Source organism: Paraburkholderia sp. RL17-383-BIF-A (assembly GCF_046028015.1).
Classification (GTDB): Bacteria; Pseudomonadota; Gammaproteobacteria; order Burkholderiales; family Burkholderiaceae; genus Paraburkholderia.
This window is the reverse complement of the sequence record NZ_JARESR010000022.1, coordinates 73,717-94,374: the sequence shown is the minus strand read 5'-3', so window position 1 is coordinate 94,374 and position 20,658 is coordinate 73,717. Positions and strand designations below refer to the sequence as shown.

17 protein-coding genes are annotated in these 20,658 nt (G+C 62.5%); 7 read left to right on the top strand and 10 right to left on the bottom strand.

Annotated features, from left to right (window positions below; translation table 11 throughout):
- Positions 1–35: 35 nt before the first annotated feature.
- The 3 genes from P0D71_RS23625 to P0D71_RS23615 all read right to left on the bottom strand — a co-directional run bounded on the left by P0D71_RS23625 (position 36) and on the right by P0D71_RS23615 (position 3,951).
- Positions 36–1,904 carry an amidohydrolase gene (locus tag P0D71_RS23625; RefSeq protein ID WP_091803427.1) on the bottom strand — a complete coding sequence of 623 codons (1,869 nt, stop codon included), beginning with the start codon at positions 1,902–1,904 and terminating at the stop codon, positions 36–38.
- 71 nt (positions 1,905–1,975) lie between these two features.
- On the bottom strand, positions 1,976–2,665 hold the full coding sequence (locus P0D71_RS23620; protein WP_091803430.1) for a hydrolase: 690 nt from the start codon (positions 2,663–2,665) through the stop codon (positions 1,976–1,978).
- A 365-nt stretch (positions 2,666–3,030) separates the two neighbouring features.
- Positions 3,031–3,951: a LysR family transcriptional regulator gene (locus P0D71_RS23615; RefSeq protein WP_408482378.1), complete on the bottom strand. Its 921-nt coding sequence runs from the start codon at positions 3,949–3,951 to the stop codon at positions 3,031–3,033.
- Positions 3,952–4,069: 118 nt separating this feature from the next.
- On the opposite strand from P0D71_RS23615, the gene P0D71_RS23610 reads away from it, so the two are divergent.
- The 7 genes from P0D71_RS23610 (at position 4,070) to P0D71_RS23580 (ending at position 12,539) form a co-directional block, all read left to right on the top strand.
- Entirely contained in the window at positions 4,070–4,723 is a 654-nt protein-coding gene (locus P0D71_RS23610) for a DsbA family oxidoreductase (protein WP_408482376.1), read from the top strand.
- Positions 4,720–5,868, top strand: coding sequence for an FAD binding domain-containing protein (locus P0D71_RS23605; protein ID WP_408482375.1), 1,149 nt, complete (start codon positions 4,720–4,722; stop codon positions 5,866–5,868). The genes P0D71_RS23610 and P0D71_RS23605 overlap by 4 nt, the downstream gene beginning before the upstream one ends.
- Before the next feature lie 37 nt (positions 5,869–5,905).
- Complete coding sequence (locus tag P0D71_RS23600) at positions 5,906–7,120, top strand: MFS transporter (protein ID WP_091803441.1); 1,215 nt, start codon at positions 5,906–5,908, stop codon at positions 7,118–7,120.
- A gap of 156 nt (positions 7,121–7,276) precedes the next feature.
- A complete protein-coding gene (locus tag P0D71_RS23595; RefSeq protein WP_091808873.1) occupies positions 7,277–8,410 on the top strand; it encodes an alkene reductase in 1,134 nt (377 codons plus the stop codon).
- Positions 8,411–8,485: 75 nt separating this feature from the next.
- Complete coding sequence (locus P0D71_RS23590; protein ID WP_408482374.1) at positions 8,486–9,769, top strand: c-type cytochrome; 1,284 nt, start codon at positions 8,486–8,488, stop codon at positions 9,767–9,769.
- On the top strand, positions 9,766–10,278 hold the full coding sequence (locus P0D71_RS23585) for a (2Fe-2S)-binding protein (RefSeq protein ID WP_091803447.1): 513 nt from the start codon (positions 9,766–9,768) through the stop codon (positions 10,276–10,278). Before P0D71_RS23590 ends, P0D71_RS23585 begins: the two co-directional genes overlap by 4 nt.
- The gene (locus P0D71_RS23580) at positions 10,275–12,539 is read left to right on the top strand and encodes a xanthine dehydrogenase family protein molybdopterin-binding subunit (RefSeq protein ID WP_408482372.1); all 2,265 of its coding nucleotides are present in this window, start codon (positions 10,275–10,277) and stop codon (positions 12,537–12,539) included. The genes P0D71_RS23585 and P0D71_RS23580 overlap by 4 nt, the downstream gene beginning before the upstream one ends.
- Before the next feature lie 149 nt (positions 12,540–12,688).
- On the opposite strand, the gene P0D71_RS23575 is transcribed toward P0D71_RS23580, so the two are convergent.
- From P0D71_RS23575 to P0D71_RS23545, 7 genes are all read right to left on the bottom strand, one after another.
- Positions 12,689–13,216, bottom strand: coding sequence for a DsbA family protein (locus P0D71_RS23575; RefSeq protein WP_408184237.1), 528 nt, complete (start codon positions 13,214–13,216; stop codon positions 12,689–12,691).
- On the bottom strand, positions 13,213–13,725 hold the full coding sequence (locus P0D71_RS23570) for a redoxin domain-containing protein (protein ID WP_408482370.1): 513 nt from the start codon (positions 13,723–13,725) through the stop codon (positions 13,213–13,215). Before P0D71_RS23570 ends, P0D71_RS23575 begins: the two co-directional genes overlap by 4 nt.
- 342 nt (positions 13,726–14,067) lie before the next feature.
- Positions 14,068–15,273 (bottom strand): trypsin-like serine peptidase, encoded by a 1,206-nt coding sequence (locus P0D71_RS23565; RefSeq protein WP_408482368.1) that lies wholly within the window; start codon positions 15,271–15,273, stop codon positions 14,068–14,070.
- A gap of 339 nt (positions 15,274–15,612) precedes the next feature.
- On the bottom strand, positions 15,613–15,891 hold the full coding sequence (locus P0D71_RS23560) for a hypothetical protein (RefSeq protein ID WP_091808875.1): 279 nt from the start codon (positions 15,889–15,891) through the stop codon (positions 15,613–15,615).
- A 216-nt stretch (positions 15,892–16,107) separates the two neighbouring features.
- Complete coding sequence (locus tag P0D71_RS23555) at positions 16,108–18,030, bottom strand: putative bifunctional diguanylate cyclase/phosphodiesterase (RefSeq protein ID WP_408482366.1); 1,923 nt, start codon at positions 18,028–18,030, stop codon at positions 16,108–16,110.
- Positions 18,027–18,557, bottom strand: coding sequence for a YfiR family protein (locus P0D71_RS23550; protein WP_408482364.1), 531 nt, complete (start codon positions 18,555–18,557; stop codon positions 18,027–18,029). Before P0D71_RS23550 ends, P0D71_RS23555 begins: the two co-directional genes overlap by 4 nt.
- A gap of 1 nt (position 18,558) precedes the next feature.
- Positions 18,559–20,601: a TonB-dependent receptor plug domain-containing protein gene (locus P0D71_RS23545; protein WP_408482363.1), complete on the bottom strand. Its 2,043-nt coding sequence runs from the start codon at positions 20,599–20,601 to the stop codon at positions 18,559–18,561.
- Positions 20,602–20,658 lie beyond the last annotated feature (57 nt).

The following is a 20,658-nucleotide window of genomic DNA, read 5'->3' as shown; positions in this document are numbered from 1 at the left end:
GTCCTCGCTCGCGTGGTGCTACGAAACGGGCGTGATCAGAACGCGAAGCAGCTACATCCCAACGCGCCCCAGAAACCGTTCGAATCGCTGACCGGCACGTTCTTGCGCCACGCCCAACCGTGCGCATGCGCATGCACGCCGCACAGATTCACGCAGCCGTCCACGCACGCCACCGCCGTCGGCTTGTAGCGGCTATAGCCGCCGAATTCCGCCACCGGCGACCATGACGGGCTGACCGGCAGATCCGGCGGCGCGAGCGGCGCGAACTCGTCGTCCGCGTAGACGACCTTGCCGCCCACCACCGTCATGTTCGAGGTCAGGAATTTGATGCGGCTCTCGTCGACGGTGAAAAAGTCTTCGCTCAACACCGCGAAGTCCGCGAACTGGCCCGGCACCAATGCGCCCTTCTTGTCCTCTTCGTTCGAGAACCACGCGCTGCCCACCGTATAGCGGCGCAAGGCCTCCATGCGATCGAGTTTGTTCTCGCTACCATACATCGCGGTGCCGCCGACCGTTTTGCCCGACACCATCCAGTACAGCGACACGAACGGGTTGAAACTCGCGACGCGCGTAGCGTCCGTGCCCGCGCCGACCGGCAGGCCGGCGTCGAGCATGTGGCGGATCGGCGGCGTGCGCTTCACCGCCTCTTCGCCGTATTGATGAATGAAGTACTCGCCCTGATACGCCATCCGGTGCTGGATCGCAATGCCGCCGCCGAGCGCCTTTACCCGATCGATGTTCTTCTGCGTGATGGTCTCGCAGTGGTCAAAGAACCAGCGCAGACCGTTAAACGGAATGTCGGCGTTCACGCGTTCGAACACGTTCAGGAAGCGCTCGATCGATTCGTTGTAAGTGGCGTGCAGCCGGAACGGCCAGCGGTTCGCCACCAGCAGCCTGACGACCGCTTCCAGTTCGGTCTCCAGCGACTCGGGCAAATCCGGGCGCGGTTCGAGAAAGTCTTCGAAGTCCGCGGCGGAGAACACCAGCATCTCACCAGCACCGTTCACGCGCAGGAAATCGTCGCCTTCGCCGGGCTTGGTCATCTTCACCCATTTGGCGAAATCCTCGATTTCCTTCTTCGCGTTCTGCGTGAACAGGTTGTAGGCAATGCGCACGGTCAGTTCGCTGTGCTTCGCCATTTCCATGATGACCGCGTAGTCGTCCGGATAGGCCTGATAGCCGCCGCCCGCGTCGATTGCGCTCGTCACGCCGAGGCGGTTCAGCTCACGCATGAAATGGCGTGTGGAGTTGCGCTGGTCTTCCAGACCGAGCTTCGGCCCCTTTGCGAGCGTGGCGTACAACAAGCCGGCGTTGGGACGGGCGATCAGCATGCCGGTCGGGTTGCCGCGCTTGTCGCGCTGGATCTCGCCGCCCGGCGGGTTCGGCGTGTCTTTGGTGTAGCCGACCGCGCGCAGCGCCGCGGCATTGAGCAGCGCGCTGTCGTACAGATGCAGGATGAACACCGGCGTGTCCGGTGCGATCGCATTGATTTCTTCGAGCGTCGGGCCGCGCCGCTCGGCGAACTGGAATTCGTTCCAGCCGCCCACCACCCGCACCCATTGCGGCGCCGGCGTGCGGGCCACCTGTTTGCGCAGCATGTCGAGCGCGTCGGCAAGCGATGGTACGCCGTCCCAACGCAACTCCATATTGAAGTTCAGGCCCCCGCGAATGATGTGCAGATGCGAGTCGTTGAGTCCGGGAATGACCGTGCGCCCTTTGAGGTCGACATGGCGCGTGGCGTCGTTCGCGTGACGCATCACGGCCTCACGCGAGCCCGCAGCGAGGACACGGCCGTTCGCGACGGCGAGCGAATCGGCGAATGAACGCTTGTCGTCCTGCGTGGCGATCTTGCCGTTGAAGAACACGACCTCGGCCGGCGTCGATTCGGAAGTACTGGAATTCATGGCGATCCTCATAGGGAGCGCTCCGCTTTCAAGCGCGGAGCTATTCATCGGAAGCGGGCGCTCGTCGCTGCTTACTTCTTTGCAGGCACCGGCGCCAGAACCTCATGCGTCCCCGCCGCGCGCTGGGCAGCCTTGTGCACCATGGTGTAGGCATAGTCCACGCCCATCCCGTACGCGCCCGAATGCTCTTTGGCAATCGCCATGACTTCGTTGTAAGTCTCCTTGTGTGCCCAATCGCGTTGCCATTCGAGCAGCACCTGTTGCCAGGTCATCGGAACCACGCCGGCCTGAATCATCCGCTGCATCGCGTAGTCATGCGCGTCCTTCGAGGTGCCGCCCGACGCGTCGGCGACCATATAGATTTCGTAGTCACCTTCGGCCATCGCGCACAGCGCAAACGTGTTGTTGCAAACCTCGGTCCACAGACCTGCCACCACTACCTTTTTTCGGCCATTCGCAGCAAGCGAGTCACGAACCTTCTGGTCGTCCCACGAGTTCATGGACGAGCGTTCGAGCACCTTGTGCTCCGGAAATACGTCCAGCAACTCCGGGTACGTATAACCAGAGAAACTTTCGGATTCCACGGTCGTGATAGTGGTAGGGATGTTGAACACCCGCGCTGCCTTCGCGAGTCCTACTACGTTGTTCTTGAGTACCTGACGGTCTATGGACTGGACGCCAAAAGCCATTTGCGGCTGTTGGTCGATAAAGATGATCTGCGAGTTTGCAGGCGTGAGGACTTCCAGTTTCGGATTTGCCATGGCGTTGTACTTCCTAAAGGTTTGGTGAACATGGGAGGACAGGCCGCACTCGCTTGAAGTGCGAGAAAAGCTGGAGCCCATTCTAGCCACGGGTTTTTGCCGAGTCCTTGGCGAACGACCTTAATAGTTCTTAAACAATATGGTCGGCCAGGCGCGTTCCGGCGCGCACGCCCGCGGCGCGTTCACACTGGCGTGGCCGAACGCCGGCACCCGCTCAGAACATTTCATGTTTTCTGCAGGACTTTATGGGCGCGGCATTCCTACACTGCAGTCAGCGTTGAATCACCCTTTCGCGACTTCGATCAGTCAGACCGGTGGAATGCGCGCTGAAAAACGCACCGAGTGAGCGCGGCGCGCGCAACCGTTCAACCTTCGAGCGATACGCGAAGCCGCGTCTCGAGAAACTGAACCAGCGCGCGCACTTTGCTGGACTGGCGGCGGTTGGGTAGATACGCGGCGTAGACGACGGCGTCGCCCGCATGAGGACTCGCGTCGAAGTGTTCGAAGAGGCGCAGCAGGCGGCCCGCGCGAATTTCGGCCGCCACCTGCCATTCGGGTAGCAATGCGATGCCGCGCCCGGCCATCACCGCTTCGAGCAGGATGTCGAGATTGTTCGACAGCAGATGGCCGTGCACGTCGACGCGTTGCTCCACGCCCTCGCGCTGGAAGGTCCAGGCCTGGCGAGTGCGGTAGCCGCCGCCATAGGCGAAACGCAGGCACTCGTGGTCAGTGAGCTCCTGGGGTGTTTGCGGCGTGCCGCTGCGTTCGAGGTAGTCGTGGCTCGCCACCACGTAGCGCGGATTGTCCGCCAGTTTTTTGACGATCAGGTTGGCGTCGCGATCGGCGAGACCAATCCGGATCGCGAGGTCGATCCGGTCGAGCGCGAGATCGGCGAAGTGATCGGCGACCACGACGTCGAGGAACACCCGCGGATTGTCGGAGAGAAAGGCGGCGAGATGCGGCGCGAGGCGCAGGCGGCTGTAGGTGGACGGAACCGAAATTCGCAGCGCGCCGACCGGCGACGCACCGCTGTCGAACACGCTCTCGTCCGCCTCGGCCAGATCGTCGAGCACCTTGGCGACCTGTTCGACGTAAGCGATGCCGGCGTCCGTGAGACTGACCTTTCGCGGCGTGCGGGTCAGCAGCGCGGTGCCGAGCGAGGCCTCCAGCGAGTCCATCAGGCGCGTGACTGACGAGGTCGCCACCCCGAGACGTTGCGCGGCCTTCGAAAAGCCACCGGCGTCCGCCACTTCAAGCAAGGTTTTGACGGCGAGGAATTTGTCCATGTTCGGCCTGATTGACGGTTTGGTTGCAAAAAACGCAACGTCAGCTTGCATTTTATCCATATTCAACAACGATAACGCAACGGATAAGCTGCATGCGTTACCTAGTGAGGGAAGCGACATGCAAGCCATTCAGGTCGAAGTCAATTACGACTTCATTTGTCCGTGGTGCTGGATCGGCCAACGGAACCTCGCGTCGGCGCTGACGGCGGCCGGCGCGGACACGGTTGTTTCGATCCGCTATGTGCCGTTCGAATTGAATCCGGCCATGCCGGCCGAAGGGATGGACCGGCGCGCGTACCGCAGCGGGAAATTCGGCAGTTGGGCGCGCTCGCAGATTATGGATGCGCAGGTCACCGCCGCCGGACTGGCGGCCGGCGCGCGCTTCCAGTACGACAAGGTGCTGCGCACGCCGAATACGCGTCTTGCGCATCGTCTGATGCAGTTCGCGCAGCAGCGCAATGACCCGCGCGCGACGGCCGCGTTGTATCAGGCGATCTACGCCGCTTACTTCTCCGAAGGCCGCGACATCGGCTCGCTCGACACGCTGGTCGCGCTTGCCGCGGAACATGCATTCGACGCGGACGAGGCGCGCGCGTATTTGCTGAGCGCCGCCGGCAATCAGGACATCGACGCGGCGCGCGCGCGGGCCGACAGTCTGGGCGTTCAGGCCGTGCCGACCATCCGCATAGACGGCGATGTGATCAGCGGCGCGCAACCGCCCGTGGTCTTCATCAACGCGCTGCGTTCGGCAGGGCAAAGGAAAGCAGCATGAGATCGCTCGAAAGACCGCGTGCCGTCGTGATTGGCGGATCGCTCGGCGGCTTGCTGACGGCCAATACGTTGCGCTCGGCCGGCTGGGACGTCGACGTGTTCGAGACCTCGCCGAACCAGCTCGAAAGCCGCGGCGGCGGCGTGGTGCTTCAGCCGGACGTGCTGGACGCGCTCGCCTTCGCCGGCGTCGAACTGCCGGACCCGCCTGGTGTGGCCTCGGGCGATCGTATCTACCTGGACCGCGAGGACCGGGTGGTCGAACAACTCCACATGCCGCAGATGCAGACCTCGTGGAGCCTGCTCTACCGCGCCATGAAGAACGCGCTGCCCGCGTCTTACCTGCATGCCGGCGAAACCTTTACCGACTTCCACATGGAAGGCGAGCGGATCGTCGCGCAGTTCGAGAGCGGTCGCAGCGAACAGGCCGATCTGTTGATCGGCGCCGACGGTATCCGCTCGACGCTCAGGCGGCGCCTGCTGCCCGAAGTCGCGCCGCAGTATGCGGGCTATGTCGCATGGCGCGGCCTCGTCGAGGAAGCCGATCTGCCGTTGCACGCAGCGGACATGCTGCGCGGGCGCTTCGCGTTTCAGCAAGGCGACGGGCATTCGGGGCTCTCCTATCTGATTCCGGGCGAGAACGATTCGACCGTGGCCGGCGAGCGGCGCTTCAACTGGGTGTGGTATCGCAAGTACAGCGCGGCAAGGCTCGAAGAGTTGCTGGTCGATCGTCACGGCATCCGGCGCGCGTTCTCGCTGCCGCCCGGCTCGACCAAGGGCGCCGACATCGCACAGCTCCGCGAAGACGCGCAGGCGTCGTTAGGGCCGACGTTCCGCGCACTGGTCGATGCCACCGACGCGCCCTTCATGCAGCCGATCGTCGATCTGCGCTCGCCGAAGATGGTGTTCGGCCGCGCGGTGCTGCTCGGCGACGCCGCTTCGGTGCCGCGCCCTCACACGGCGGGCAGCACGGCGAAAGCGGCCGCCAATGCCCATGCGCTTGCGCTCGCGTTGTCCTCGACCTGGCAAAGCGGCGCGACGATCGATTCAGCCCTGAAACGTTGGGAGAACCAACAGTTGCAACGCGGCAGGCTGATGACCGATCTGGGTATTTCACTCGGCGACCGCGTGATGAACCTCGCGCGCTGAGTCCACGTATTCCGTTTCTTTTCTTCAAGGAGTTGTCATGTCAACCCAGGCATCCACCACGGCGGCCGCCAACAGCCCCGTCAAGCTGACACGCGGACTGATCGCGTTGTTCGCGTTCTGCTGCGGCGCCATCGTCGCGAACCTGTACTACGCGCAGCCGATCACCGAACTGATCGCACCGGCCATCCACATGTCCGGCGGCACCGCCAGCCTGATCGTCTCGCTCACGCAGATCGGCTATGCATTCGGCCTGTTCTTTCTGGTGCCGCTCGGCGACCTGCTGGAAAACCGCAAGCTGATGATCACCACCGCGCTGGTGTCGATCGCCAGCCTCGCCGCCGCGGCGTTCGCGCAGCAACCGGCCGTGTTCCTCGGCATCTCGCTGCTGGTCGGCTTCAGTTCGGTTGCCGTGCAGATCCTGATTCCGCTCGCCGCGCATCTCGCGCCGGACGAATCGCGCGGCAAGGTGGTCGGCACCATCATGAGCGGCCTGCTGCTCGGCATCCTGCTGTCGCGGCCGATCTCCAGCGTGGTGGCCGGGCACTTCGGCTGGCGCGCGGTATTCGGTTCCGCCGCCGTGCTGATGGCGATCGTCACCAGCGTGCTCGCGCTGACCATTCCGCGCCGCCAGCCCGATCACCAGGCCACGTACTTCGAACTGATCGGCTCGCTCGGCCACCTGGTTCGCACGATGCCGGTGCTGCGTCACCGTTCGTTTTACCAGGCGCTGATGTTCGCTTCGTTCAGCCTGTTCTGGACCGCGATTCCCGTCGAGCTGACCCGCCAGTTCGGGCTCTCGCAAACCGAGATCGGCATCTTCGCGCTGGTCGGCGCGATCGGCGCGACCTCGGCGCCGGTGGCGGGCCGTCTCGCCGATGCGGGCCATACGGTGCGCGCGACGCTGATTGCGCTGGTGGTGGGCGCGTTCGCCTATGCGCCCACGCTGATCCATCCCGCGTGGGGCGTGCTCGGGCTTGTCGCGACCGGCATCGTGCTCGACTTCGCCGTGCAGATGAACATGGTGCTGGGTCAACGCGAGATCTATGCGTTGCACGCGGCGAGCCGCAACCGCCTGAACGCGCTGTATATGACGAGCATCTTCGTGGGCGGCGCGTTCGGCTCGGCGCTCGCCAGCCCGCTTTACGAACACGGCGGCTGGCCGCTCGTCGCCGCGGTCGCCACGGCCTTTCCGATCGTCGCGCTGGCGCACTACCTGGTGATCGGCCGTCCGTACGCCGCCCGCCACGCCTGATACACGCATTGCTTCGCAACCGGGCGGCTCGCTGTCCGGATTAACAACATTTCAGCGTGGCTTCAGGAAATTTCGCGGGCTCGGCGATACGCTGACCAGCAGAGTCATTCACCTGAACGACGCTCGATTGCTCATCAAGGAATCACCATGTCCTCCATTTCGCCCCTGCTCGACGGCTACGACCTGTCGGGATTGAGCTTGCCGAACCGCGTCGCGATGGCGCCCATGACCCGCTCGCGCGCGCCGTTGCGCGGCCGGCCGACCGAGATGATGGCCGAGTACTATGTGCAGCGCGCGTCGGCCGGCTTGATCATCACGGAGGCCACGAATGTCAGTCCGGCCTCGGCGGCGTTCGACCTGACGCCCGGCATCATCACGGCAGAGCAGATCGACGGCTGGCGTCACATCACGAGCCAGGTGCATGCCGCGGGCGGCCGCATCTTCATGCAGTTGTGGCATGGCGGGCGCGTCAGTTCGTTCGCGCTGCTCGGCGGCGCAGCACCGCTCTCCCCTTCGGGCGTGAACGACGACCTCGAACAGTTGCAGGTGTGGGCGCAACTGCACAACGGCCAGTACACCAAGATTCACGCCACGCCGTCGCGCGCCATGTCGCTCGACGAAGTGAAGCTCGCCGTCGACGCGTTCCGCCAGGGCGCGGCCAACGCGATCGCCGCCGGTTTCGACGGCGTGGAAGTGCACGCGGCGAACGGCTATCTGCCGCATCAGTTCCTCTCGTCGACCACCAACACGCGCGATGACCGCTACGGCGGCTCGGTGGCGAACCGCGCGAATTTCCTGCGCGACATTCTCACGGAGATCGGCTCGGTGGTCCCGCTCGACCAGGTCGGCGTACGTATCTCGCCGTACGCGCACTACAACAACGTACGCGACGCGGACCCGGACACGACCTACGACTACGTCGGCAAGATGCTCGACGAGTTCGGCGTCGCCTACGTGCATGCGGCGGATACGAACGGCTGGAGCGGCCAGCCGGATTTGCCGCGCATTATCGAGCGCATGCGCCGCGCGTTCTCGGGCACGTTGATGGTCAACGGCGGCATTTCCGTCGAGCATGCCGAGACCTTGATTCGCGAAGGCCAGGCCGACCTCGTGGCGTTCGCTCGCGCGTATATCGCGAATCCCGATCTGGTCGAACGCATTGCGGCCCACGCGCCGCTCGCGGCCCCGAAGCCGACTGGCTGGTATGCAGGCGACGCGGCCGGCTATATCGACTATCCGTTCCACGGCAGCGCCGGCCAGGGCGTAGAACCAGGCGCGGCACGAGCATGACGCGATCGATGCGGCAAACGTCCGGCGCGAATCACGCGGCCGGTTCGTTCCAGGACTTTGGTGAGAGGTGCGTGAATGACTCGCAAGTCTAGACTGCTGGCGGGAGGCGGCGTGGTTGTCGTGGCCGCGCTGGCCGTCGCCTTCCTGCTGATGTGGAAGCCCGCCATCGCGCCGGTCAGCCCGCCCGCGCCGACCTCGTTCGACGCGCAGACGAGGCTCGCGGGTGCGCGTGTCGTCGCTCTCGGCGACTGCATCGTGTGTCATACCGCGAAGGGCGGCAAGCCATTCGCCGGCGGACTGCCGCTCGCCACGCCGTTCGGCACGATCTACGCGACCAACATCACGCCGGACGCCGAAACGGGCATCGGCAACTGGTCGCTCGAAGCCTTCACGCGCGCGCTTCGTCATGGCGTCGCGCGCGACGGGCATCTGCTGTATCCGGCGTTTCCGTATATTCACTTCACGCGCATGTCCGATACCGACATCTCGGCCGCCTACGCGTATCTGATGACACGTGAACCGGTCAACGCGGTCGCGCCCGCCAACGAACTGATTTTCCCGCTGAACTTCCGGCCGCTGCTGGCCTTCTGGAACGTGCTGTTTCTGCATCCCGGCGCGCAGCAGCCGGAGGCGTCGAAGGACGCCGAGTGGAACCGCGGCAAATTGCTGGTGGATGGCCTCGGCCACTGCGCGTCGTGTCATTCGCCGCTCAATCCGATCGGCGGCGAGAAGTCGGGACACGCATTCGACGGCGGCGTGGTCGACGGCTGGGAAGCGCCCGCGCTCAATGCGCTCGGCGCGGCGCCCAAGCCGTGGACCCAAGACCAGTTGGTCACGTACCTACGTTCGGGCCGGGCCAGCGAACACGGCGCGGCGGCCGGACCGATGCTGCCCGTCACGCGCGATCTCGCCACCGTGCCCGTTGAGGACGTGCAGGCGATTGCCACCTATCTGCTGTCGATCCAGAAACCGCAGCCGCTCCCGGCGAGCGTGTCCACTGCCAACCAGGGTGTCCAGTCCGCCGAGGCGCAACGCGGCGCGACCCTGTTCGCCGCCTCATGCGCGCAATGCCACGGACCCGCTGCGCCGATGCAGTCGATCGGCGAGCGCCCCACGCTTGCGTTCAGCACCGCCGTCAATGCCGCGACGCCGCGCAACGCGGTCCAGATGATATTGAGCGGCAACGGCTGGCATGGCGAAGACAGCGAGAACTACATGCCCGCCTTCAGCCAGATCTACGACGACCAGCAGATCGCCGATCTCGCTGCCTACGTTCGCGCGACCTATTCGCAGCGCGGCCCGTGGCAGGACGTCGAGGCGATGGCAGCCAAGGTCAGAAAGGAGAACAACGCGCGATGATCAATCTAACCGTGAATGGCGTGCAGCACGCGCTCGATATCGATCCTTCCACGCCACTGCTCTACGCACTGCGCAACGACCTGCAACTGCACGGCGCGAAGTTCGGCTGCGGCCTCGGTCAATGCGGCGCCTGCACCGTGATCGTGGATGGCGAAGCGGTGTTCTCGTGCCTGGTTCCGGTTTCCTCGATCGGCAAGCGGCCCGTGCGCACGATCGAAAGTCTCGGCACGATCGAACACCCCGGTGCGCTGCAAAAGGCGTTCATCGATCACCAGGCGGCGCAGTGCGGTTACTGCATCGCCGGCATGATCATGCGCGCGCAGGCGTTGCTCGATCGCAATCCGCGGCCTACCGAGCGCGAACTGCTCGATCATATGGAACCGAACCTGTGCCGCTGCGGTACGCACACTCGCATTCTCGCGGCGATTCGCGAAGTCGCGCATCTGCCAGCAAGTGACGCGACGGCGGCGAAACCCCAAGGCGCGGCAAGCCACGGAGGCGCGCAATGACCGTCAAGGAAGAGGATATCAACGAAGGACGCCGCCGGTTTCTGCTGTCCGGCGCGCTCGTCGTGAGCTTCAGCATGGTTCCGGGCGTGAGCGCGATGGCGCAGGAAGTGATCGCGGACGAAGGCGCCGCCGTGCATATCGGCAAGGCGACCCAGACGCTCGCCGGCAGCCTGAAGACCAACCCGTACCTCGATTCGTGGATCAGAATCGATCGGGCGGGCAACGTGACCGTCTACACCGGCAAGGTGGAACTGGGCACCGGCGTGCGCACCGCGCTGTTGCAGATCGCAGCGGAAGAGCTGGACATGGCGCCCTCGTTGATCACGTTTCTGACCGCCGACACGGGCGCGTCGCCCGATGAAGGTCTCACGGCGGGCAGTCACACGATCGCCGACAGCGGCAGCGCGCTGCTGAACGCTTCGGCTCAGGTGCGCGGGCTGCTGATCGATGCCGCCGCCCAGCACTTCGGCGTCGCCAGCTCAGTGCTGAGCGCGCGCAATGCGGTGATCAAGGCGCCGGATGGCCGCAGCATGACCTATGGCGAAGCGGTGGGACTCGTCGACCTGCATCGCATGGCCTCGCCCGTCTCGCCGTTGAAGAACCCCGCGACGTTCGACATGATCGGCACCTCGTTGCCGCGCGTGGACATTCCCCGCAAGGTGACGGGCGGCGTGAGTTATGTGCAGGACATGATGATGCCGGGCATGGTGCACGCCCGTGTGGTGATGCCACCCGTCTACGAGGCGCGGCTTGTGCAAACGAACACGCCCGCGATTCTGAAGATGCCGGGCGTCCTTAAGGTCATCAGAAACGGCAGCATGCTCGCCGTGGTCGCCAAAGGCGAGTGGCAAGCCGTGCAGGCGCAACGCGCGCTCGCCGCGGGAAGCCAATGGACGGCCGGGCGCGCACTGCCCGACCCCGCTACCGTACATCGCGATCTGAAGACGATCTCCACCGAACACATCGAAATCGCCAACACGCACAGCATCACCGGCACTGCCGTGAAAACGCTCGGCGCGAAATACACCAAGCGTTACATGATGCATGGCTCGATCGGGCCGTCCTGCTCGGTTGCGCTCTTCAAGGACGGTGCGCTGACCGTCTGGACCCATTCGCAAGGGGTCTACCCGCTGCGTGACGGGCTTGCCGAAATGCTCGCCATGCCGAAAGACAAGATCCGCTGCGTTCATGTGGAAGGATCGGGTTGCTACGGCCACAACGGCGCGGACGACGTGGCCGCGCACGCCGCGTTGATCGCGCGCGAAATGGACGGCCAGCCGGTGCGCGTGCAATGGATGCGTGAACAGGAGAACACGTGGGACCACTACACGCCCGCGATGGTGACCGAAGTCAGCGCCTCGCTCGACGCGAGCGGCAGCATCGTCGACTGGAACTACGCGCTGTGGAGCAGTTCGCACAACGAGCGCATTGTCAACGCCGGCCGGCTCATTCCGGCGCAGTTGCTGGAGCAGCCATTCGCGCCCGCGCCCTCGGTGCCGATGGTGCAGCCCGAAGGCGGCGGCGATCGTAACGCGATCCCGCTGTACGCGTTGCCGAACATGCACGTGATGAACAACTTCTCGCCGACCATGCCGCTGCATACGTCGGCCATGCGCTCGCTCGGCGCGCACATGAACATCTTCACGATCGAGACGTTCATGGACGAGCTGGCCGCCGCTGCCGGCAGCGACCCCGTGGCGTTCCGGCTGAAGCACATGCAGGACCCACGCGCCCGCGACGTGATCAAACTCGCCGCCGCGAAATTCGGCTGGCCGCGTGCGCCGCGCAAGCGCAATCACGGCGTCGGCTTTGCGTTCGCGAAGTATAAGAACCTGATGGCCTATGTCGCGATTGCCGTCGAGGTATCCGTCGTGCCCGAAACCGGTCAGGTGATTCTCGAACACGCTGAAGTCGCGGTGGATTCCGGACAGATCGTCAATCCCGACGGCATCCGCAATCAGATCGAGGGCGGCGTGATTCAGTCGGCAAGCTGGACGCTGTATGAACAATTGCAGTTCGATACGAAGCGGATTCGCAGCTTCGACTGGAGCAGTTATCCGATCCTGCGCTTCTCCGCGGTGCCGCGCAGCGTCAATGTGCATTTGATCGACCGGCCGGGCGCACCGTTTCTCGGCGCGGCGGAAGCGTCGATGGGACCGACCGCGGGCGCGCTCGGCAATGCGCTATTCGATGCCACCGGCAAGCGCCTGCGCGACATGCCGCTTGCCGGCGAAAGCCTGCGCAAACTGATCGACGTTTGATCGAGGTTTGATCGACGTTTAACGGGTTGGGGAATCCGCCATCCGCATCGCGCCGAGCGTGCGGATGACTTTTGTTTCCGACGCTTTCGCGTGCTCGTGAAAAAGGGCGGCAAGGTTGACCTTGCCGCCCTTTTCTTCTATCCGCACACTCACACGTGACGGGCGACGGCGCGCAGCGCTTCGAGCAGAGTTTCGGCGTCGCGCTCGCCGTCATAACGCTGGCCGTTGATGAACAAAGTAGGCGTGCCGTTCACGCCGCTGCGCAAGCCACTGTCGAAGTCATGCTGGATACGCCCGTCGTAAGTGCCTTCGAACGCCGCGGCCAGATCGCGCGCGTGCAGGCCGAGTTGCGCCGCATACCGCGCCAAATCCGTATCGCTCAGTGCCGTCTGATTTTCATACAGGATGTCATGCGCTTCCCAGAATTTGCCTTGAGTCGCCGCAGCTTCCGAAAACTGCGCGGCGTGCAGCGCGTGGGCATGCATATCCGTCAACGGGAAGTGCCGGAAGACGAATCGCAGTTGTGGTCCCATGGCTTGCTGCACCGCTTTGATCACACCGTACATCGCCCCGCAATAGGGGCATTCGAAATCGCCGTATTCGATCAACGTGACGGGCGCGCCGAACGCACCCTCGATATGGTCCAGAGATCCGACCGGCGCGGAGAGATGGCTCATGGGGTGTCCTGTTGCGTGGAATTGTTCATTTGTTCGAGTGCGCCGAGTATTCCGTCGACGCCCGGGTTCACGGTGATGGGAGAAACATAGGCCCACCGCACAATGCCGTTCCCATCGAGAACGAATAACGCGCGCTCGCAAACACCTTCCTTCGCGCGGTACACACCATAGCTTCGTGCGACTTCGCCCTTCGGCTCGAAGTCCGAGAGCAGCGGAAAATGAAGCTTGCGTTGTGTTGCATATGCCGTGTGCGACCACGCGCTATCCACCGAAATGGCGATCAGTTGCGCCCCCAACCGGCGCAATTCAGCGAGCGCGGCGTTGAAAAGACCGAGTTCGTCGCCACACACAGGGCTCCAGTCGGCCGGGTAGAACGCGATCACCACCGGCGCGCCGCGTAACTCGGACAGGGTGATATTCTGGTCGGGTGTGGCTTGCAACGTGAAATCCGGCGCCGGCATGCCGGCTTCGAGAACGGGAATGGCGGGGCGAGAAAGCGGTACGGTCATGTCGGATACTCTCCACTCGAAGCATTTCGGGCCACGACTTCGCTGCGGCTCGTTGTGTTCAGCAGAATAGGCCGGATGGGATCGCCGGAATAGTTATGCGTTGGGATCGGCGGATCAGAGAAAGGGAGGTGGGGGTCACACCTTTGTATGATGGGATTTCAAACGAGGGTATTTTGATTCGGGCGGCCAGCAATTCGACGCCGATGGCCAGATGCTGGGACTGCTGCTGAAATACTATTCTCGTGTTTCTAGACAGCTGATACGGACCTATGGAAAACGGGTGGCTGCTCGTCATACTGCCCCGAGCCACCCGGATCCGGATTGCCTCGCGCGATTAGCGCCCTACAACGGCCAATTCGCTCGCGCCCAGTCGACCAGGTTGACCAGATTGTCTCCGCCGCTGACCGAATTGTCCGCGTCGCCGTCGAAACTCACTTCGCTCGACACTACGCCGCACGCGCGAACCTGACTGCCGTTTTCGAACCATGCGAAGAACGGGCCACCGGAGTTGCCGTGGTTCAGGCTCGCCTCCGTTTCCAATGTCTGTCCGTCATCGTCTTCGTAGTCGTCTTCGAAGGATTGCCAGCTTTGCACCGCGGGTCGCTCCCCGCCTGCGACATCGAATGGGTAACCCACGTTCTCCCATACGTTCAGCCCTCTCCAGCCGTCGTCGAAACTCGTCGTGCCGATATAGCCTAACCGGTTGCCCAAGGGCTCATATAGCCGTAATACCGCATAGTCGTGCGACAGGTTGAAGTCCGTGTCGTCGGTCCCATAGTGGCGGGCGTCGCTGACGTAAGACGACCCGAACGGCTCCGTACCGTCAAAATAGTACGGCGTGAATTTCATCCACCAGTTGCCGGTTCCGATGCTATTCCAAGGCATGACGTGGCGTGCTGTCAGAACGAGGCGGTCGCCGATCAGCACGCCCGAACCGGAGGTGCCGTCGCTCGTAACGATCTTTCCCGTCAGCAACCACGGCCAGCTTGTATCGAACAGAACCTGGCGTGCATCGCCGGGAAAGACCGTGAGTGGTTTGACCTTGCGCCCTTTTCCGTCTCGCATCTGCGGCTGCGGGCGGCGGATGCCCGTTTTGGGAATGAATCGAACGTCCATCCATTCTGGCCGGAACGACGGGTGGCCGGAGATCTGTCCCATCGTATCGGTTTTTTCGTGCCTCTGGACCGTACAGCCCATGGGCAGTCCGGGCGTCGAACCGGCGCTCATCTCGATGCCGATTTTCCATAGGCTCTGACCATCGGGGCGCACATCCATTCGCTCGCTTTTCACTTTTGGCGCTAGCTCCACGCCTGGTGGCACAGTTACGTAGGTAGTAGACCAGATGGATCTCGCGGTAACACGCAGGTTCTCTCTGGTCGCCTTGAGAGGGCTGAGGACTTCCAGTTCCGCACGGGTCAACGGCCGCAGACGGTTCGCATGATAGGGCATCACGACTCTCCTGAAATAGTCGAGGGGGCTGAAGCAAAGAGACCATTGCGTATCGTTTCCATCACACGTCAGCAGCTCGGCGTGACGGGTGCCTTCCACTCAATTGTCCCGCCGCGTCCTGTGCTTCTCAGGGCGACCGGGGAAAGTCTTCTCTGTATCTAGAACGAACCGTACGCTTGCGTTTCAAGTACGGAAGGTAAAGCCGGGAATTCCGGTCTTTTCGGGCCCTGCTCTCTAGCCGCTCATCCATTCACGCGCCATTCGAAGGCGCGCGCGTGCATGCAACCCGTGACGAACCAAAAAGCACGACGGCAGGCCGTACGCCAACGTACGGTGCCTGCCGCCGATAATGGTAGACGCGACGCGAGCGAATCTACACTTTGTTCATGCACATCCATGTCTCTGGCGGAACGCCAGAGACATGGATGGTTGCGCGGTTCAGCATTCGCCCTTCTTTGCGTGTCCGGGCGGGCAGTGACCGTCCTTATGTCCGTGATGATGGTGGTGTTCCTCCCATTCGTCGCGATCCCAATAGCGGTGGCCGTCCCAATAGCGATCGCCGTGCCATCCAGGCGACACGACAACGACCGGGGCCGGCGCGACCACGACAGGTGGCGTACCGATGTTAATGCCCACGCCAATATCCGTCGCATGCGCAAATCCCGAAGCGGTGATGCCCATACTCACCAGCGCTGCGCCAACGAAAAAGCTTTTCATCTCACCCCCGATTCTGCGACGCTCGCGCCGCGTGTCGGCCGCGTCGTTAGCGGCCACTATTCAAGATCGCAAGCAGCGCGATTCGGTACTTTGACGCGATCAACGCCAATTCGTATCGAATCGTTTTGCAAGCCCTAACTCCATCTCCTGCACATGGATGATACTGAAGCTGCGTCAGGACTAAGCCTGAGAGTCGCAACGTGAAGTTACATGTTTCTACGCGACGGGTCCAGCCGACTCAGTGCGCTCGGCGGCGAGGAAATGCTCGCGCTCTTCCTCCAATGCCTCCATCAATGCGGTAAATGTCATTGGCCGGCCCGTGAGATAACCCTGAACGAAGTCGCACCCGCTATCGCATAGCCACGCCAGTTGCGCCGGATATTCAACCCCTTCCGCGACGACAGTGAGACCAAAACTGTGCGCCATCGAAATGATGGCTGTAACAATTGGCTGCCCCGAATACGGTAACGCCTTCACAAAGCTGCGATCGATTTTCAGTTGATTGAGCGGAAACGACTGCAGGTACGACAGGGACGAATAGCCCGTGCCAAAGTCGTCGATCGACAGGCGCACACCTCGTGCACGCAGCGTTCTCATGACCTCCGCCGCCACCGTGACATTCTCCATCAACAGGCTCTCGGTCAGTTCAAGTTCAAGCAACTCCGGTCGCAAACCGGTCTCCTGCAGTGTTGCAAGCACGTCGGCACCGAAAGTGTGATGCCGGAGTTGTCGCGCCGATACATTCACCGAGACGCTAACAGAAGTCGCTGCATCGCTATTCCACCGCACGGCATCCTGACAGGCTCGGGTCAGAATCCATCGGCCGAGTGACAGAATCAAGTCGCTACTCTCCGCAATCTGCACGAATTCGGCGGGAGAAATAGCCCCTTGTGAAGGGTGATCCCAACGAGCAAGCGCTTCCACGCCGACTAACCGCCCGGTGCGACAATCGAATTGCGGCTGATAGGCAATGTCCAGCCCATCGCGCTCGACCGCTTCGCGCAGATCGCGCTCCAGCGACGCACGCCGCTGCGCCTCTGCCGTCATTTTCGGCCGGAACTCGACCGCAAGATTTTTACCACCGCCTTTGGCCGCATAGAGCGCAATATCCGCGCTACTCACGAGGGACGCAATATCGCCGGCGTCATCCGGATACCGCGAAAAGCCCACGCTCACGGTGACGGGCACCATCGTCCCTTCAAGTTCGAACGACCGCCCAAGGCTGCGCACGATCTTCTCCGCGGTCCTTCGGCTTTGGATCCGGTCGGTATCCGAAGTTGCCAACACCGCGAATTCGTCGCCGCCGATACGGCTCACGACATCTCGTTGCTGAACGGTGCCCCGCAGGGTGTGCGCTACCGCGCGCAGTAGTTCGTCCCCGGCACCGTGTCCGAGCGTATCGTTGATCTTTTTGAAATCGTCGAGATCGATCAGGACAAGTGTCACCTGCGGGGAAACACCCGCAGCCGGACGCAGACAGCCAGCCAGTTCGTCATAGAAAGCGCGACGGTTGGGCAGATCAGTCAGCGGGTCGGTCAGAGCGAAGTATTCCAATTGTCGTTCCGCCTCGATGACGCGCGCTCTGGTACGCGACATGACGAACGACGCTATCCACAGCGCACACGCCGACGCTAGAAACAGGAAGCAGGCATAGCGCGTGAATTCCGCCTTCATTCCGTCGGTCGTCGCAACGAGGACCACCGTGCCGACCCGCACGCCACCCTGAACCACGGGTGCGGCGACGATCACGTCCTTGAAAGAAAGGCGCACTTGTGTCTGCGCCGCGGCCTCCGTGCCTTCGTTCTGTTCAAATTCCGATAGCCCTCGCTGAACGAAGCGGGCAAAGCGACCGCCCTTCGCATCGAAGACTGCAACGCTTTCGATATAGGGGAGCTTGCCGAGGTGCGCCAACACTTCGCTCGCCACCTCGCTGTCGCGGAAGATCAGTGGCGCCGACATATTTTCCGCGACCATTGCGGCCTGAAGCCGGGCGTTGTCCGCAAGCGCGCCTCGAAGCGAAACCGCCTCGTAGACGAGCAGGACAACGCTCGAAATCACCAGAGCGACCGCCACTCCGATGATGTTGACCCGTCCCAACGCGCGCGACAAACTTGGCTTGTTCCGTTCGATCAAGCTCATAGGACAGTCCTTGCCAGTTGAAGCAGCTTCGAGCTGAGCGAAAGATGTCGCCGAGCCGCCTCGCGGTTGTTGATATCGAAACGCAAATGGTTTCCGTCCGTGACCAGGCGAATCACCGTGTCCTGTGTATCCAGCGTGGAATTGCTGATGACGAGTACGGGCCTGTCGGAGTTGAGCACTTCTCTCGTTTGCTTCGACAATGGCTTACCTTCTTCGACGAGAACGACGTTGCATCCTGACGGACCATCACCGTGGCTCAGCGAGCCGAAAGTCCACGCGCGTCCGCTCACGATCTTTCCGTTGAGACTGGCAAGTGCTATCCCCAGAGCGCTCTCGCCGTTCGCGCAGACGACCAGCTTCGAATCGGCGAGCCCTCCTGTCGGCCAGGTGGTGAACTGGGTAAAGTTGTAGATGTATGCTGCGCTCAGCATCGCTTCGTCAACCTGTGCGTTCGACGGCCTGGCAATTACCGCGAGGACTAACGAGCCCAACACGGTGAATGAGCGGAGTGTGCGATTGAACCGCATACTAGAATCCGTACACCATTTTGACGAGGAAGGTGCGGCTTTGCTGGGCAATGACCTCCTGCGTATAGCCGGGGCCCGCCGGATCCGCATACTGTGTGTTGGCTACGTTGTACACCGAGAACGACACGTCGGCGTGCTGGATCAGGCGCGTCGAGCCGACCGACAGGTTGCCCAGGCAGTACCCTGCTGCGTGGCCACTTTCGGCGAGTCGGCTTGATACACAGCGCAGTTCGGTGGCGAGCCGCGCCGCATTGCCAAAGAGCGGCAGTACCAGATTGAGTTTCGCGAGATGCCGCGGTGAATTTTGCAGAATGTCTCCGGTGGCGCCGTCTCGGGCGATCTGCCACGAATAGCTGGCCCGGACTCGGGTTTCACCGAATCGTTGCTCATAGCTTATTTCAGCGCCGTTCGCTTTCGCCCGGTCGAGGTTCTCAAAAACGTACAGCCCGGCCGGCGAGGTCGTTTCCGAGATCAGGTCGCGAATGTCGTAATGGAACAGAGAAAGTGTCGCGCGACCCGTCGCGCCAAACTGTCTCTGGTATATCAGTTCGGTGGTCGTGATGTGCTCGGCCTTCAGTGAAGGATTCGCAGACTGTCCACCCACCCCCGGTACAGCGTAATAGAGTTCATAGGCGTTCGGCGCGCGATAGGCGCGACCGTACACCAGTTTCACCGTGTCGCTGCTGGTCGGCTTGTAGGCGAGCGCCACGCGTGGACTCACGTTGCCGCCTGCCGCTGTCTCCACGTCGTAACGAAGTCCGACATTGAGCGAAAAATTCGCGGGCAATTGCAATTCGTCTTCGCCGTAGATTCCAGTGCGGTTACCGGAGCGCCGGTCGTCGAGAAAACTCTCGTAGGGTTCGACATTGAAGTTGTACTGATCGCGATGAGCGTCGCGCGTATAGTCGAAACCCAGCACGACTCTATTTTTCGGAAGGGACGTGAACGTGGTGTGAACGTCGGCGCCGTACCAGAGCGCGTGGTCGCCATCGACGTTCTCCACCGGCCCTGGCGCATAAAGACTCGGACTGCGATAGTCGTAACGTCCCCAGTACGCGCTCGACGCCAGTTGGATGCCTTCCGCGATCGTGTGCTCAAAAGTGCCGTCGATAAAACTATGCGTATCGGTCGTGCTGAACGGCGCGTTGAATATCGCGCCATACGGCGCGGTGGGGACGCCCTTCGTCCGGTTTCCATAGCCCATGCTAAGGCCGAACTCGCCGTACGTGAACTTGGCGAGCAACTTCTGACTTCGGTCGTAGTCGAGCCCTTGTGCTACGCCTTTATTCTGATCGGGCGTATCGAACTCCGGGTAAAACAGGCTCTGCCCGTTGCTGACAAAAGAACTCGCCGACAGCAGTACATCCGCGCCATTCGTGCCATGCCAACCGTAAGTTGCGCGTGCCTGCTTCTCGCCAAAACTCCCCGCTGCAACTGCGACCTGAGCGCCGCGGAGACTTTCGCCGGTCTTTGTAATCACGTTCACGACGCCAAATAGCGCGTTCGAACCATACACAGCCGATCCTGGACCGGGCGCATACTCAATACGCTCGACGAGATCCAGGTCCACCGGAAAATCCGTGCCAATGGCAGCCTGGTCGAATACCGAGTCGTTGGTTCGTACTCCGTCGATCAGCAGCAAAAACCGGCTGTTGTAGTCGCCCGGGCGCTGAAAGCCCCGTGCGCCGAGATACGAATAGGTCCGGTCGTAGGTTGTGTAGAGTCCGGGAAGCGACGCGAGCGCATCCGCGAGGGTCTTCCATCCGAAATCGCGGATATCGGCGGCCGTCAGAATGAAGACCGCGGCCGGTGCGTCGGATATCGGCTGGGCAAGCCGGCTGGCGCTACTCACCGTGACCTGCATCAACGCCTCCAGCGGTAGCGCGGTCAGATCGCCCGGCGCATGCTCGCTCGAGGATAGCTCCGGGTTCGCCTGCGCGGCCGCTCGAACGTTGTGCGCCGGGATAACAGCAGACGCTGCGGCAAGTAATGTGAGGCGCAACGTGCACTTAACACCGCGCGCAAAGTTACGCAAATCGGACATGGGAGTAATACTTACTAACGTAGCGCAGGAACTGATGCATTCATCCAGCTTCTTATC

Coding starts and splice junctions, on each gene's coding strand:
- P0D71_RS23625 (WP_091803427.1), bottom strand. CDS start 1,904: ATGAATTCCAGTACTTCCGAATCGACGCCGGCCGAGGTCGTGTTCTTC.
- P0D71_RS23620 (WP_091803430.1), bottom strand. CDS start 2,665: ATGGCAAATCCGAAACTGGAAGTCCTCACGCCTGCAAACTCGCAGATC.
- P0D71_RS23615 (WP_408482378.1), bottom strand. CDS start 3,951: ATGGACAAATTCCTCGCCGTCAAAACCTTGCTTGAAGTGGCGGACGCC.
- P0D71_RS23610 (WP_408482376.1), top strand. CDS start 4,070: ATGCAAGCCATTCAGGTCGAAGTCAATTACGACTTCATTTGTCCGTGG.
- P0D71_RS23605 (WP_408482375.1), top strand. CDS start 4,720: ATGAGATCGCTCGAAAGACCGCGTGCCGTCGTGATTGGCGGATCGCTC.
- P0D71_RS23600 (WP_091803441.1), top strand. CDS start 5,906: ATGTCAACCCAGGCATCCACCACGGCGGCCGCCAACAGCCCCGTCAAG.
- P0D71_RS23590 (WP_408482374.1), top strand. CDS start 8,486: ATGACTCGCAAGTCTAGACTGCTGGCGGGAGGCGGCGTGGTTGTCGTG.
- P0D71_RS23585 (WP_091803447.1), top strand. CDS start 9,766: ATGATCAATCTAACCGTGAATGGCGTGCAGCACGCGCTCGATATCGAT.
- P0D71_RS23580 (WP_408482372.1), top strand. CDS start 10,275: ATGACCGTCAAGGAAGAGGATATCAACGAAGGACGCCGCCGGTTTCTG.
- P0D71_RS23575 (WP_408184237.1), bottom strand. CDS start 13,216: ATGAGCCATCTCTCCGCGCCGGTCGGATCTCTGGACCATATCGAGGGT.
- P0D71_RS23570 (WP_408482370.1), bottom strand. CDS start 13,725: ATGACCGTACCGCTTTCTCGCCCCGCCATTCCCGTTCTCGAAGCCGGC.
- P0D71_RS23560 (WP_091808875.1), bottom strand. CDS start 15,891: ATGAAAAGCTTTTTCGTTGGCGCAGCGCTGGTGAGTATGGGCATCACC.
- P0D71_RS23555 (WP_408482366.1), bottom strand. CDS start 18,030: ATGAGCTTGATCGAACGGAACAAGCCAAGTTTGTCGCGCGCGTTGGGA.
- P0D71_RS23550 (WP_408482364.1), bottom strand. CDS start 18,557: ATGCGGTTCAATCGCACACTCCGCTCATTCACCGTGTTGGGCTCGTTA.
- P0D71_RS23545 (WP_408482363.1), bottom strand. CDS start 20,601: ATGTCCGATTTGCGTAACTTTGCGCGCGGTGTTAAGTGCACGTTGCGC.